At 71.6% G+C, this 13,521-nt stretch carries 16 protein-coding genes; 9 read left to right on the forward strand and 7 right to left on the reverse strand.

What is annotated here, in order from left to right:
• Positions 1-58 precede the first annotated feature (58 nt).
• Positions 59-937, reverse strand: coding sequence for an NUDIX domain-containing protein (locus AB0G10_RS00130; protein ID WP_360917902.1), 879 nt, complete (start codon positions 935-937; stop codon positions 59-61).
• A 59-nt stretch (positions 938-996) separates the two neighbouring features.
• Between AB0G10_RS00130 and AB0G10_RS00135 the strand changes: the two genes are divergently transcribed.
• A complete protein-coding gene (locus AB0G10_RS00135; protein ID WP_360914110.1) occupies positions 997-1,980 on the forward strand; it encodes a Gfo/Idh/MocA family oxidoreductase in 984 nt (327 codons plus the stop codon).
• A 326-nt stretch (positions 1,981-2,306) separates the two neighbouring features.
• Here AB0G10_RS00135 and AB0G10_RS00140 read toward each other — a convergent pair whose 3' ends face one another.
• The 3 genes from AB0G10_RS00140 to AB0G10_RS00150 form a co-directional block, all read right to left on the reverse strand.
• Entirely contained in the window at positions 2,307-3,311 is a 1,005-nt protein-coding gene (locus tag AB0G10_RS00140; RefSeq protein WP_360914113.1) for an inorganic phosphate transporter, read from the reverse strand.
• Between the two features lie 3 nt (positions 3,312-3,314).
• The gene (locus AB0G10_RS00145; protein ID WP_360914116.1) at positions 3,315-3,941 is read right to left on the reverse strand and encodes a DUF47 family protein; all 627 of its coding nucleotides are present in this window, start codon (positions 3,939-3,941) and stop codon (positions 3,315-3,317) included.
• A gap of 86 nt (positions 3,942-4,027) precedes the next feature.
• Entirely contained in the window at positions 4,028-4,960 is a 933-nt protein-coding gene (locus tag AB0G10_RS00150) for a hypothetical protein (protein ID WP_360914119.1), read from the reverse strand.
• Positions 4,961-5,049: 89 nt separating this feature from the next.
• On the opposite strand from AB0G10_RS00150, the gene sigJ reads away from it, so the two are divergent.
• Positions 5,050-5,934 (forward strand): RNA polymerase sigma factor SigJ, encoded by an 885-nt coding sequence (gene sigJ, locus AB0G10_RS00155; RefSeq protein WP_360914121.1) that lies wholly within the window; start codon positions 5,050-5,052, stop codon positions 5,932-5,934.
• Here sigJ and AB0G10_RS00160 read toward each other — a convergent pair.
• Positions 5,917-6,423 (reverse strand): DUF402 domain-containing protein, encoded by a 507-nt coding sequence (locus tag AB0G10_RS00160; RefSeq protein WP_360914124.1) that lies wholly within the window; start codon positions 6,421-6,423, stop codon positions 5,917-5,919. The two genes, sigJ and AB0G10_RS00160, sit on opposite strands and share 18 nt — an antisense overlap.
• A 155-nt stretch (positions 6,424-6,578) precedes the next feature.
• Between AB0G10_RS00160 and AB0G10_RS00165 the strand changes: the two genes are divergently transcribed.
• Genes AB0G10_RS00165 through AB0G10_RS00175 form a run of 3 tightly spaced genes read left to right on the forward strand, consistent with a single transcriptional unit; the run spans position 6,579 to position 9,711 of the window.
• Positions 6,579-8,486 carry an ATP-dependent DNA helicase gene (locus tag AB0G10_RS00165; RefSeq protein ID WP_360917903.1) on the forward strand — a complete coding sequence of 636 codons (1,908 nt, stop codon included), beginning with the start codon at positions 6,579-6,581 and terminating at the stop codon, positions 8,484-8,486.
• Complete coding sequence (locus AB0G10_RS00170; RefSeq protein WP_360914127.1) at positions 8,483-8,893, forward strand: NUDIX domain-containing protein; 411 nt, start codon at positions 8,483-8,485, stop codon at positions 8,891-8,893. Before AB0G10_RS00165 ends, AB0G10_RS00170 begins: the two co-directional genes overlap by 4 nt.
• Entirely contained in the window at positions 8,890-9,711 is an 822-nt protein-coding gene (locus AB0G10_RS00175) for a hypothetical protein (RefSeq protein WP_360914130.1), read from the forward strand. The genes AB0G10_RS00170 and AB0G10_RS00175 overlap by 4 nt, the downstream gene beginning before the upstream one ends.
• A gap of 62 nt (positions 9,712-9,773) precedes the next feature.
• Here the strand turns inward: AB0G10_RS00175 and AB0G10_RS00180 are convergent, their stop codons facing one another.
• Positions 9,774-10,148 carry a DsrE family protein gene (locus AB0G10_RS00180; RefSeq protein WP_360914132.1) on the reverse strand — a complete coding sequence of 125 codons (375 nt, stop codon included), beginning with the start codon at positions 10,146-10,148 and terminating at the stop codon, positions 9,774-9,776.
• A gap of 14 nt (positions 10,149-10,162) precedes the next feature.
• On the opposite strand from AB0G10_RS00180, the gene mtfM reads away from it, so the two are divergent.
• Positions 10,163-10,267 (forward strand): small membrane protein MtfM, encoded by a 105-nt coding sequence (gene mtfM, locus AB0G10_RS00185; RefSeq protein ID WP_360914135.1) that lies wholly within the window; start codon positions 10,163-10,165, stop codon positions 10,265-10,267.
• A complete protein-coding gene (locus AB0G10_RS00190) occupies positions 10,264-10,863 on the forward strand; it encodes an FABP family protein (protein WP_360914138.1) in 600 nt (199 codons plus the stop codon). The genes mtfM and AB0G10_RS00190 overlap by 4 nt, the downstream gene beginning before the upstream one ends.
• Positions 10,864-11,269: 406 nt before the next feature.
• Here AB0G10_RS00190 and AB0G10_RS00195 read toward each other — a convergent pair whose 3' ends face one another.
• Complete coding sequence (locus tag AB0G10_RS00195; RefSeq protein WP_360914141.1) at positions 11,270-12,028, reverse strand: aminotransferase class IV; 759 nt, start codon at positions 12,026-12,028, stop codon at positions 11,270-11,272.
• Between the two features lie 21 nt (positions 12,029-12,049).
• Here AB0G10_RS00195 and AB0G10_RS00200 point away from each other — a divergent pair, with 21 nt between their 5' ends.
• Together AB0G10_RS00200 and AB0G10_RS00205 are read left to right on the forward strand one after the other, a co-directional pair.
• Positions 12,050-12,484 carry a Fur family transcriptional regulator gene (locus AB0G10_RS00200; protein ID WP_360914144.1) on the forward strand — a complete coding sequence of 145 codons (435 nt, stop codon included), beginning with the start codon at positions 12,050-12,052 and terminating at the stop codon, positions 12,482-12,484.
• 8 nt (positions 12,485-12,492) lie between these two features.
• Complete coding sequence (locus AB0G10_RS00205) at positions 12,493-13,521, forward strand: folate-binding protein (RefSeq protein WP_360917904.1); 1,029 nt, start codon at positions 12,493-12,495, stop codon at positions 13,519-13,521.

Genomic DNA, 13,521 nt, shown 5'->3' on the forward strand with positions numbered 1-13,521 from the left:
GGAAACGGAAACCCGTGGAATCGCGTGGTCACGGGTCGGCGGAGCGTGAGGGCGATGGTTACGGGAGTTCGAATCGGGCCTGGCCTTCAGGGTTGACGGTCAGACGGGGCTGGACCGGGTTCGCCGCGTCGCGGTGGGCGGAGGCGGCCACCACGTCGGCGATCGTGCTGTGCGCTGCGAGCTGGTTCAGCGTGTGCCTGGTCGGCGGGAGCATGGGGAGGTCCGCCGTCTCGGCGGGGGATACCCAGGCCGTCTCGTCGGCCTCGCCGGAGACGTCCCGGGTGTTCTGCGACTCCGGCAGCAGGGCCACGAAGAACCAGGTGTCGAAGCGCCGAGGCTCGAACTCCGGGGTGATCCAGCGCGACCAGGGCAGCAGCAGGTCGTCGCGGAGGCGCAGGCCCCGGCGTGCCAGCAGATCGGTCATCGTGAGCTCACGTCGCTGCACGGCGGCACGGTCGGCCTCCCACCCGTCGTCGGCCGGGTCGTCGACGTCGTCGCCGGCCGGGTCGTCGACGTCGTCGCCGGGCAGGTCGTCGACGTCGTCGCCGGGCAGGTCGTTGACGTCGTCGCGGGTCACGGCGGCGGCGGGGGTGACGGTCCGGTCCGGTTCGTCGATCGGGCCGGCCAGCAGGACGCCGGTCTCCTCGAACAGCTCCCGCGCGGCCGCGCCGACCACCGCGTGCGCCTGCTCCTCGGGGACGCCGAGCCGGTTCGCCCAATCCGAGCGGATGGTGGACGGCCGATCGGTCGGGTCCACCGCGCCACCGGGGAAGGCGTAGACCCCGCCGAAGACCATCGTCGTGGCGCGCCTCAACACGTACACATCGAAAGCGGGACCGGAAGGTCGCAGAAGGACCACCGTGGCCGCCGGACGGGCCGGCGCGGGCGGGCCGGTGAACTGACGTGCCCGCTCGAGCATCGCGGGCGGGAGGGGCATCGAGTCGGTCACCCGTCGATCCTGCCACCGAGGGCGGTGAGGGCGATACGGTATCGATCATGAGTGGACAGAAGGTGCGCTGGGGCATTCTCGGCCCCGGCGGGATCGCCAGCACATTCGCCGCCGACCTGCCCCTGGTGGAGGGGGCGGAGCTGGCCGCCGTCGGATCGCGCTCGAAGGCCACGGCGGAGGCGTTCGCCGAACGGCACGGATTCGCGCGGGCGCACGGCTCGTACGCGGAACTGGCGGCCGACGACGGCGTGGACATCATCTACGTCGCCACACCGCACGCCTTCCACCTGGAGGGCGCGATGCTCTGCGTGGAAGCCGGCAAGGCGGTGCTGGTCGAGAAGCCGATCACGGTGGACCTGGCGGGCGCGGCCCAGCTGGTCCAGGCGGCCCGGGCCAAGGGCGTGTTCCTGATGGAGGCCATGTGGATGCGCTGCAACCCGGCCATCCGCAAGATCGCCGAACTGGTCGAGGACGGCGCGATCGGCTGGGTCAGCGCCATCCACGCCGACTTCGGCCTGCAGGGGCCGTTCGCCGCCTCACACCGGCTCCGCGACCCGCTGCTCGGCGGCGGCGCGCTGCTCGACCTCGGCGTCTACCCGATCCACCTGGTGCACCTGCTGCTCGGCACCCCGGCCACCGCGCACGCCTGGGCTCACCTGACGCCGGAGCGCGTCGACGAGAACACCGGCGTGCTGCTCGGCTACGAGGCCGGCGCGGTCGCGGCCCTCACCTGCAGCATCAACGGCGCCAGCCGGAACGCCGCGTCGATCACCGGTACCGACGGCCGGATCGATCTGCCGCCGGGCTTCTTCATGCCGCGCTCGTTCGTGCTGAACCGGCCGGACAAGGCGCCGGAGACGTTCGAGTTCCCGTACGAGGGCAGCGGCTACCAGTTCGAGGCGGCCGAGGCGCAGCGCTGCTTCCTCGCCGGGGAACAGGAGAGCCCGCTGATCACGCACGCGGCGACGCTCGAGGTGATGGGCCTGCTGGACGCGCTGCGCGAGGAGATCGGCGTCTTCTATCCGTCGTAGGTCCCGCGCTCCCGCCGTCCCCGCGCCCCGGGTCCCCGCGATCTTGTGACTTCCCGCAGGCCCGTTGCTGTGGAGGGTCACAAGATCGGGGGGGTTGGCGCGCGGCTTCTCGTGCTGGCGTGGAGTCCTCCGCGATCTTGTGACTTTCGGCGGGCCCGTTGCTGTGGAGGGTCACAAGATCGGGGGGTTGGCGCGCGGCTTCTCGCGCTGGCGCGGAGCTTCCCCGCGATCTTGTGACTTTCGGCAGGGCCGTTGCTGTGGAGAGTCACAAGATCGGGGGCGGGGCAGGGGCGGGGGCAGCCGGCCGCGTCAAAACGGTCGGCCCGTCAGAACAGCGGGCGGACCACCACATAGATCACGCAGGCGATCAGGGCCGCCGCCGGGAACGTGGTGACCCAGGCGATCACGATGTTGCCGGCCACGTTCCAGCGGACCGCGCTGAGCCGCTTCGTCGCGCCCACGCCCATGATCGCCGAGGTGATCGTGTGGGTGGTCGAGATCGGCGCGTGCAGGACCTGCGCGTTGAAGTAGAGCACCGAGCTGGCGACCGTCTCGGCCGCGAAGCCCTCGGCCGGCCCCAAGTCGATGATCTTGCGGCCGAGGGTGCGGATGATCCGCCAGCCACCGGCGTAGGTGCCGAGCGCCAGCATCGTGGCGGACGCCCAGTAGACCCATTCCGGGATGTGTGTGGCCGAGCTCTGGTAGCCGCCGGTGTAGAGCGCCAGCACCACGATGCCCATGGTCTTGGCGGCGTCCTGCATGCCGTGCCCGACCGACATGGCGGCCGCCGAGAACGTCTGCGCGAGCCGGAAGCCGCGGTTCAGCTTGCCCGGATGCCCGCGCCGGAAGATCCACATGATCGCGACCATCATGATGAAGCCGAGGATCAGGCCGACGATCGGCGAGAGCACCATCGGGATCAGCACCTTGCTGACGATGTTGCCCCATTGGACGGCGCCGAACGACGCCAGCAGCGTGGCGCCGACCAGGCCGCCGAAGAGCGCGTGCGACGAGCTGGACGGCAGCCCGAAGTACCAGGTGATCAGGTTCCAGGTGATCGCGCCGAGCACGCCGGCGAAGACCACGCCGAGGCTGGGTACGCCGACCGGCAGCGAGACCAGATCGTCGCCGACCGTCTTGGCCACCTCGGTGCCGAGGTGCGCGCCGATGAAGTTGCCGACGGCCGCCATGGCGAGCGCGACCCGCGGCGTGAGCGCCCGGGTGCTGACGCTCGTGGCGATCGCGTTCGCGGCGTCGTGGAAGCCGTTGGTGTAGTCGAAGGCCATCGCGGCGACGATGACCGCCACGACGGCTATGAGCTCGGGATCCAAGATCTAGGACTCCTTGACCGCGATGGTCTCGACGGTGTTCGCCACGTGCTCGAACGCGTCACAGGCGGCCTCGAGCTCGTCGACGACCTCCTTCATCTTGAGCACGGTCAGCGCGTCGTACTCACCGGAGAAGAGCCGGACGAGCAGCATCCGGTAGGCCCGGTCGCCGTCGTTCTCCAGCCGGTTGATCTCGATCCAGTACTCCTCGAGGTTTTTCATCGACCGCAGCCTCGGCATGGCGTCGGCGGTGACCTTCGCCTGCTGGTCGAGGACCGTGACGAGCTCGTGCATCTCCCGGGGCAGCGACGGCAGGTCGGTGAGCCCGTAGAGGTAGAGCAGGTTGCCGGCCGCCTCCAGGTGGTCCATCACGTCGTCGAGCTGCGAGCCCAGCGAGTAGATGTCCTCCCGGTCGAAGGGCGTGATGAACGTGGAGTTGATCTTTTTGTACAGCTCGTGCGTGATCGAGTCGCTGTCGTGCTCCACGTCGCTGAGCCGATCCGCCACCGACTGCACGTCCACACCGGGCAGTGCGAGCTCGTTGAGGAGCTCGGTCCCCTTCACCAGGTTGGATGCCGCCTTGCTGAAGAGGTCGTAGAAAGCGCCCTCGACGGGACGGAATGAAAACTTCACGGCGTGGACCCTCTATCGACGGCTTTTTGTTGGATCTCCGTTGGGCATGCTATCGGTCCACGCAGGTTGCCTCGTCCGGCGCGTCTTTAAACGAGAGGCCGGGGCGAAGGCCTCCGGGTCACCCGGGCAGGCGCGTGCGGCGGAGGTGGCGATGGGGTGGCGGTCACCGGATGGTGGCGCAGATGTTTGGCGAGTCCACCGAGGTCGGCGTCCGCGATCGCGTCGACGCCGGCGGCGCCCAGTTCGCTCCAGATCGCCGCGCGGGCCCTGCGGGACCCTTCGGGCAGACCCGAGATCCGTACGGATCGACCGTCGGCGTGCGCGGCCCGGACGAGGGCGTGCAGCTGGTGCCGTTCCTCCGCGGTGATCGGGTCGCGGCCGTCCCAGCCGAACCGGCGGCTCCACGGCTCGCTGACCGCGGGGACCAGCGCCGGCGGGGCGGACCGGGAGCCGATGTCGTCGAAGGTGCCCTCGGCGAACGCGTACCTGTCGCGCTGTGCGGCCAGCAACTCGCGGACGTCCACGATCCCGGTCACCGTCACGGTCACCACGCCGGGCGTGACGACGCCGTCCCGGCAGCGGGTCAGCAGGCTGCCGTGGTCGCGCAGCTGCTGGTCGAGCATCCGGTAGGCGCGGAGGAGCGTCTCGGTGTCCCGGCTCCGCCCGCCGAACTCGACGACCAGGCGGAACGGCGTGCGCTGATCGCGGAAGAGCCGCCCGGAGCCGGCCTGGCCCCGGGTGAACAGCGGCGCGAGGACGAGCCGCCGCAGGGTGCGGCCGGGCTGCGGGGTGCCGGCGCCGAGGAAGAGCTCCCCGTGCGGGCCGGGCACCACCGGCACGGTCATCCCGGTCAGCCGGAGCCGCATCACGCCGGGCAGCGGGTCGATGTCGGTGTCGCGGATCAGCGCGTGGCCCGCCGGGATGCTCGAGCGGTTCCGGCGGCGGACCGCGACCGAGACCGCGCCACCGGCACCGGCGAGCCCGGCCAGGCTGCCCGCGATAGTAGCTGCGTCTTTCACGCGTCACCATTCCGATAAGTGCGATTTGCCTGTTTCAACTGTGGCACAGGTGCTACCCGCAACCGGTGATCTCGCGCAGAATTCCTCCTATGCCGCCCGGGAACGCCGCCGAGTTCGAGGCCCAGCGCACGTATCTGACCGCCGTCGCGTACCGGATGCTCGGCAACCGGTCCGAGGCCGAGGACGCGGTGCAGGAGGCCTGGCTGCGCTACGCGCAGCAGACCGAGGAGATCAGGGACGTGCGGGGCTGGCTCACCACGGTCACCGCGCGCATCTGCCTGGACCAGCTCAATTCAGCCCGGGTACGCCGTGCCGCGTACCCCGGACAGTGGCTGCCGGCGTACGTGGTGGACCCCGACGCCGGCCCGGCCGAGCTGGCCGAACGGGCCGACCAGATCAGCGTGGCCCTGCTCGTGGTGCTCGAACGGCTGACCCCCGAACAGCGGGTGGCGCTGGTCCTGCACGACGCGTTCGCGGTGCCGTTCGACGAGGTCGCCACGGTCCTCGACACCACGCCGGCGGCCGCCCGGCAGCACGCGAGCCGGGCCCGGCGGGCGGTCGCCGACGGCGGGATCAAGCACACCGCCGGCGTCGCCGAGCAGCGCAGGGTGCTCAACGCGTTCCTGACGGCGGCGCAGAGCGGCGACGTGGTGGCGCTCGCCGCGGTGCTCGCCCCCGAGGTGGTCGCGATCAGCGACGGCGGCGGGCTGGTCCGCACCGCGCTCAACGTGGTCGGCGGCGCCGACAAGGTGGCCCGCTTCTACACCGGGCTGCTCGGCCGCAAGCTGGCCGGCGTCACCGACATCAAGGTCGACCCGGTGCTGGTGAACGGGGGTGCCGCGATGCTGCTGCGGGGCACCCGCCCGGACGGCGTGCCGCTGCTCGCGGTGCTCACGGTCGCGGTCGACGAGGGCCGGATCACGGGCCTGTTCAACCAGCAGAACCCGGAGAAGCTTCTACTGGGTGACCTCTGAGAGGTGCTTGCGGTAGTGCGTGGCGAACGGCTCGGTGCCGTCGCCGAGCGCCACGATGAGCTGCTCGGCGGCCGCCCTGGCGTTCGACACGACGTCGTCGGTGTACCCGAAGGCCTTACGGTGCTCCTCGAACTCGTCCTCGTCGCGGAGCTCCACGAGACCGGTCTCCCGGCGCCGCACGGCGTCCAGGTCGAGGTCGATGATGTGGACCGTGTCACCCTCCCAGCGCGCCGGGGTGGTGACGTCGCAGTAGACCTCACTCGTACGCGGGGGTGGGTTGAACATCCCGGTCCACCACGCGTAGTGGGGGATGAGCAGCACGAACGGAATCTGCTCCACCGAGGGGCGGCCGTGGTAGACCGACGGGGTCCCGCGGGTCACGCCGACCCAGATGCCCAGGTCGTCCTCGGCCAGGCGGCGGGCCGGGTAGTCACGATGAGCCGATCCGTCGTACTTCGTGTAGATGACCCGGACCATCTCGCTCGGCATGAGGTGCACCCTAGCGGTGGTCCGGTTATGTCGGTGGTGGCGGGTACGGTTCCTCCGTGCCCGCAGCTACCCGAAAAAAGGCGACCGCCGAGCAGCTCCTCGCCGCAGCGGTCGGCGCCGTCCCCGGCGGCAGCACCCGCCCCGGTCAGCAGGCCATGGTCGAGGCCATCGACAAGGCCATCAAGGACAAGCGGCATCTGCTCGTCCAGGCCGGCACGGGCACGGGCAAGAGCCTCGGATATCTGACACCCTCGCTCCTCGTGGACGGCCCGGTCGTCGTCTCGACGGCCACCCTCGCCCTGCAGAACCAGCTGGTCGAGCACGACCTGCCCCGGCTGGCCCAGGCGGTCGAGCCGGTGCTCGGCCGCAAGCCCAGCTTCGCCGTGCTGAAAGGGCGCCACCACTACCTCTGCGTGGCCAAGCTGGAGCACGCCGACGAGGAGGCCCCGGCCGACACGCTCTTCGACGACGCCCCGGCGCCCCGGGCCGGCCAGTGGCTCGGCGAGGCGGGCCGGCTCGGCAAGCAGATCCAGCGGATCCGCTCCTGGGCCGACAAGACCGAGACCGGCGACCGGGACGAGCTCGACCCCGGCGTCGACGACACCGCGTGGAAACAGGTGTCGATGCCGGCGCGCGACTGCGTGGGCGCGGGCCGCTGCCCCTACGGCGCCGACTGCTTCGCCGAGGCGTCCCGGGTGCGCGCCCGTGAGGCCGACATCGTGGTGACCAACCACAGCCTGCTCGCCGTCGACATGCTCGCCGAGCACCAGATCGTCCCGCCGCACAAGCTCCTCGTCGTCGACGAGGCGCACGAGCTCGCCGACCGGGTCTCCTCGGCCGCGCAGGCCGAGCTCACCCCCGAGGCGATCGAGCGGGCCGGCCGCCGCGCCCGCACGATGATCCCGCCGTCCGCGGCCGAGCAGCTCGCCGAGTCGGCCGACGCGCTCACGGTCGGCCTCGCCGAGACGCCCGCGGGCCGGATCACCAGTGGGCTGCCGGAGCAGCTGCGGATGGCGCTCACCCTGCTCGAGTCGGCGACCAGGGCCGGGCTCAGCGCGATCGGCGAGGTGAAGTCCGACGACTCCGACCCGGTCGGCAAGCAGCAGGCCAAGGCCGTGCTCGACGAGCTCTCCACGACGTCGCAGCGGATCCTCGAGGAGGACGACTTCGACGTCGCCTGGGTCGAGAAATCCGACATGGGCAACGGCCGGCGCGCGCTCGTGGTGGCCCCGCTCTCGGTCGCCGGCACGCTGGGCCAGAGCCTCTACAACGACCGCACCGTCGTGGTCACCTCGGCCACGCTGACGCTCGGCGGCAAGTTCGACACGGTGGCCCGCTCGCTCGGCCTGCCCGCCGCGACGCCCGGCCCGGAGGGCGCCCCGGCCTCCGGCGAGGGCTGGACGTCGCTCGACGTGGGCTCCCCGTTCGACTACCCGAAACAGGGCATCCTCTACGTCGCCTCGCACCTGCCCCGGCCCGCCCAGTCCGGCCTGCCCGACCCGGCGGCCGAGGAGCTGCTCAAGCTGGTCCAGGCGCTCGGCGGCCGGACCCTCGGGCTCTTCTCCTCGCGCAAGGCGGCGACCCAGGCGGCCGAGCTGCTGCGCGCCAAGACCGACCTGCCGATCCTCCTGCAGGGTGACGAGACGCTGCCGATCCTGGTCCGCAAGTTCCGGGAGCAGAAGGAGAGCTGCCTCTTCGGGGTGATGTCGCTCTGGCAGGGTGTCGACGTGCCGGGCGACTCCTGCCAGCTCGTGGTGATCGACAGGCTGCCCTTCCCGCGCCCCGACGAGCCGCTCGCCGCCGCCCGCTCGGCCGCCGTCGACGCGAACGGCGGCTCCGGCTTCTCCTCGGTGAGCGTGCCGATCGCGGCGGTCCGGCTGGCGCAGGGCGTCGGCCGGCTGATCCGGTCGAGCGGCGACAAGGGCGTCGTGGCGGTCCTCGACTCGCGTCTCGAGACGGCCCGGGGCTACGGCGCCTTCCTGCGCAGGTCGCTGCCCCCGTTCTGGTATACGACCAGGTCCGACGTGGCGCTCGGCGCCCTCAACAGGTTGGCGAAAAGTTGAAGCGGGTCGCCTGCACCTTCCTTGTCGACGCGTCCGGCGCGATCCTGCTCCAGCTGCGCGACGAGCACGCGCCCTACTACCCGAACGTCTGGGGGCTGCCCGGCGGCGAGATCGAGCCGGGCGAGACGCCGGAGCAGGGTGCGGCCCGCGAGCTGCTCGAGGAGGCCGCCCTGGTCGCCGACGGCCCGCTGCGCCTCTTCGCCCGGCAGGACCTGCCCGAGCACCGGCGCGAGAAGCACTACTTCTACGCCGTGACCGGCGCGTCCCAGGCCGACGTGGTGCTCGGCGAGGGCGCTGCGATGATCTTCGTACCGGCCGGTGAGGTGCTGGACCGGCCGTTCACCCCGGGCAGCGCCGAGATCATCGAGCGGTTCCTGGCCTCCCCGGAATACGCCTCGCTGACATGACGCCGCCGAGGGGGAGCGGGCGCCGGCGCCTGTGGATCGCGGCGGGGGTGACCGCGTGGATCGCGGTGCTGGCCGGCGTGAGCTTCTGGTCGGTGCGCGACGACCCGCCGACGGTCCCCGAGCAGCGCGACATCGCCGACGCCGTGACCGAGCTGCGGCGGGCCACGGGCGCCCTGGCAGCGGCGGCGACCGACGACCGCTGGGCGCTGCGCCTCGGTGAGCTGCGGATCGAGGACTGTTCGGTCACCCCGGTGCGGCCGGGTTCGGTGGCGAGCCGGGAGCTGGCCGTCTATGTGCCCGAGGGCGACGCCCGGATCGCCCTGGACGACATCGCGGCCGGTCTGCCCGCCGGCTATGCCGCGTCGGTCACGGCGGTGCGTGGCGGCACGCGGCTCTCGCTCTACGCCGACGCGGGCTCGTTCATCGCGATCGACGCGGAGGCTCTCTCCGTCGATCAGATCTTGAGGGTACGAGTGGAGTCCGGCTGCCGCCCGCGAGCGGGAACGATCGGGGCGGCCGATCCTGCGGCGGGGCCGGCCCCGGCCCTGCTGGCCGAGACGCTCGCGGCGCTCGGCGCCGATCCGGCCGTCACCCCGCAGGCCCGGTCGGTGGCCTGCCCCGAGGGCGGGACGGCGACCACCCACCTGGCCGACGCCGGCGCCGGCGACGCCGAGGACGGCCCCCGGGGCGTGCCGCCGGGGACGACCCCGGTGTGGTCGGGCGCGGCCGGTTGGGCGTACCGATCAGGTCCTGACTCGGTCGTGGTGACCACCGACGGTGGGCGAATGCAGGCGAGCGTGACCACCGGCTGCTCCTGACCACCCGATGGAGAACTGATCGGTCCGATGGAGAACCGACCGCCCGATGGAAGCGGCGCGGGTCAGTAGACGAGCGCCTGCGCGCCCTCGGACATGATCTCCTCGACGAAGACCGCCGCGCCGGCGACGCGGATGCCGGGGATGACGTCGTCGGGGCCGATGCCGCGGCGGGCCGCGCACTGGGTGCAGAGCGTCACCCGGCCGGCCGCGAGGATCGCCTCGAGCAGGTCGGGGAGCGGCGCGGCGTGCGGCAGCTCGAACTCGGCGGCCCGGCCCGGCAGGGCGAACCAGGCGGACTCCCCGGTCAGCCAGAGCGAGACGTCCACGCCCGACGCGACGGCCGTGCCGGCCACCGTGAAGGCCTGTGAGCAGCGCTCGGCCGCATCCGCTCCGGAGGTGGCCTTGACGACCAGCAAACGTGCCATACCGGCCAGCATAAGATGGGCGCGTCATGGTTACGGAGATCGGGTTCGTGAGCCTGCTTGTCGCCGCCCTGGGCGCGATGGCGGGCGGTTTCGGCTATCTGGCCGTTCGTATTTCGAGGGGGCGTTGGTGAGCACCGAGCAGGAGAACCCGCTGGGACCACCGCCGTGGCTGAACGCGCCGCCGGTCGACCCCTACCCCTACGAGGACACCCACGACCTGCGGTCCGGTCCCGACCTGAACGGCGCGCTGCTCGGCCTGCTGCCGTTCGTCGGGCTGTGGCGCGGGCGCGGGCAGGGCGGGTTCCCGGCGGAGGAGGACTACAACTTCGCCCAGGAGATCCGGATCAGCCACGACGGCCGGGACTTCCTGCGCTACGAGTCGCGCGCGTGGCTTCTCGACGACGACTCGCAGCCCACCGGCCTGTGGCTGACCGAGTCCGGCTTCTGGCGTCCGGTGCTCGTCGACGGCCGGCCCGGCGACGAGATGGAAGCCACGATGATCCGCCCGGACGGGGTGGCCGAGCTCTACATGGGCAAGGCCGCGACGACCCGCCTGGAGATGGGCACCGACGCGGTCGCCTACACGCCGTCCGGCCTGCACGTGACCGGCGGCCACCGGCTCTTCGGCATCGTCGAGGGCGCGCTGCTCTACGCCCACGAGATCTCCATCGACAACAGCGGTCTCCAGCCGCACATGTCAGCCCGCCTCCTGCGCATCGGAGGCTGACCCTCCCTCCCCGCGCCCTCTCCTTCCCGCCCGCCGTCCCTCCCGTCCCGTCCTCCTGCCTCTCCGCCCCTCCCCGTGTCGATCTTGTTGATCTGTGCAGGAACGGTCCGTGCTGAATCAACAAGATCTGTGAGGCTGGGGGCGGGACGCGGGCGAGCGGTGCGAGTAGGCGATCTTGTTGATCCGCACAGGGACGGGCCCGCCCCAATCAACAAGATCTGGGACGAGGCTGGGGGTGGGGCGCGGGCGAGCGGTGCGAGTGAGCGATCTTGTTGATCTGCGCGGGAACGGTGCGTGCTGAATCAACAAGATCGGGCACGAGGGCGGGGGCGGGACGGGGTCGAGCGTGGACGGGCGCGGACGGGCGCGGCGGTGTGGGCGGAGGCGCGCGGGCTTGGGCGTCGGGCTAAGGGGCGGGCGCTGGGAGTGGGAAGCCGAGCAGGGTGAGCAGGCGCGGGGTCCAGGGGGATCGAGGCCGGGGCACCCCGTCGAGTTCGGTCACCTCGGCCAGGCCACGCAGGGAGGACGCCAGCCAGATCGCGTCGGCGGCGGCCAGTTCGGGCAGGGTGATCATGCGTTCGGCGGATTTCAGGCCGACTTCGCCGGCGACCGCCAGCAGGTGGGCGGCGGTGATTCCGGCGAGGATTCCGGCCTCGGCGGGCGGGACCGTGCAGAGCATCCCGCCGGTCAGCCAGACCACTGAGGAAGTGGGTGCTTCCAGCACGTACCCGTCGCTGGAAAGCCAGACCACCTCCTCGGCCCCATGCCGCGCCGCCCAGCGCCGCGCCGCGAGATTGCTCGCGTAGGAGAGTGACTTGGCCGCGGCGATGGACCACGGCGGGGCCTGACCCAGACCGGCGCTGACCGCGCGGACGCCGTCGCGGCGCTCCCGGAGCACGGCGGGCGGGATGGCGCTCACCGAGACGTTCACCAGCCCGCCACGGGTATAGATGATCCGCAGCGCGCCCGACAAATCGGAAATATCCGAAATGTGGGAGCGGATCACAGAGTCCGGCGGCGGCGCCATCTCCAAGAGTGAAGCGGACCGCGACAACCGCGCCAAGTGCTCGGGCAACAGCCATGGCCCCGAAGGACGCAGGTCGAGGGTCTCGAAGACACCGTCCCCGAGAAGGTCGCCGGGAGACACCAGGATCCGCTCGGTCACAGCTGTTGAAACTAGCGAACTATGCTCGACAGCGTGTCCGCCACATCGCTAGCCGCCATGCTGCGTGAGCGTGGTCTGCGGCTCACCCCGCAGCGTCAGCTGATTCTGGAAGCGGTGCACGAACTCGGTCACGCGACACCGGAGTCCGTGCACAACGCGGTCCGCGAGCGCGCGGCCGGCGTCAACATCACTACGGTCTACCGGACCTTGGAGCTCCTCGAGGAGCTCGGCCTGGTGAACCACACCCATCTGTCGCACGGCTCCCCGACCTACCACGCGGCCGGCGAGGACCAGCATGTCCACCTGGTCTGCCGGGCCTGCGGCTCGATCGCCGAGGTCGACCCGGCGGTCATGCTGCCGGTGACCGACCGGCTGCGCGACGAGCGCGACTTCCGGGTCGACGTGGGTCACGTGTCCCTGTTCGGGGTGTGCGGCGACTGCAAGGAGAACGCGTGACCACCGTGATGGTCGAGGATCTCGACCCGACTTCCGCCGACGCCGGGGTTCCGGCCCACTTCGGCGACCCGATGCGCGAGCAGCGCCTGCTGGAGACCGCGGCCGGGGTGATCGACCGGTCGAACCGTGAGGTGATCGCGGTTCCCGGCGAGGAGCGGGCGAGCTGGCTGCACACCCTGACAACTCAGCATTTGTCGGATTTGTCGGCGAACCAAGGCAGCGAACTCCTGGTCCTGTCGCCCAACGGGCATGTCGAGCACCACGCCTACATCACCGAGGACGGCACGACGGCCTGGCTCGACACCGAGCCGGGCGCGGGTGCCGGCCTGCTGCGATACCTCGAGATGATGCGCTTCTTCACCAAGGTGGAGCCGCGCGACGCGACGTCGGAGCTGGCGGTCCTCTCGGTGGTGGGGCCGGCGGCGGCCGATCTCTTCCCCGATCTCGGGGCGCCCCGGGTGGGTGCGGTGCCGGGTCCGAAATTCGCCGCCGGGTCCGTGCCTCCCGAGCCGACGAGCCTCTATTCGGTACGGGAATTCGAAGGCGGACTCGCGCGACGCGTGCCGCTCGGCGTCGACCTGCTCGTGCCGCGCGAGGCCAAGACGTCGGTCATCGAAAAGCTGGGCGTGCCGAGGGCGGGGCTCTGGGCGTACGAAGCGGTGCGGGTCGCCGCCCGGACGCCGCGGCTGGGCTGGGAGACCGACCACCGGACGATCCCGGCCGAGGCCGGGCTGATCGCCACCGGCGTCCACCTCGACAAGGGCTGCTACCGCGGCCAGGAGACGGTGGCCCGGGTGCACCACCTGGGCCGGCCGCCGCGCCGCCTGGTGCTGCTGCACTTCGACGGGGTCGCCTCCGACCACCCGCCGGCCAAGGGCACCCCGGTCGAGCTGGACGGGCGTGCCGTCGGTTTCGTCGGCACGGCGGTCCGGCACCACGAGCTCGGCATGATCGCGCTGGCCGTCCTGAAGCGGAACGTCGCCGACGACGCCCGGCTGACCGTGGGGGAATCGGCGGCGGCGATAGACACGGCGTAG

This window comes from Actinoplanes sp. NPDC023714, assembly GCF_040639855.1.
Classification (GTDB): domain Bacteria; phylum Actinomycetota; class Actinomycetes; order Mycobacteriales; family Micromonosporaceae; genus Actinoplanes.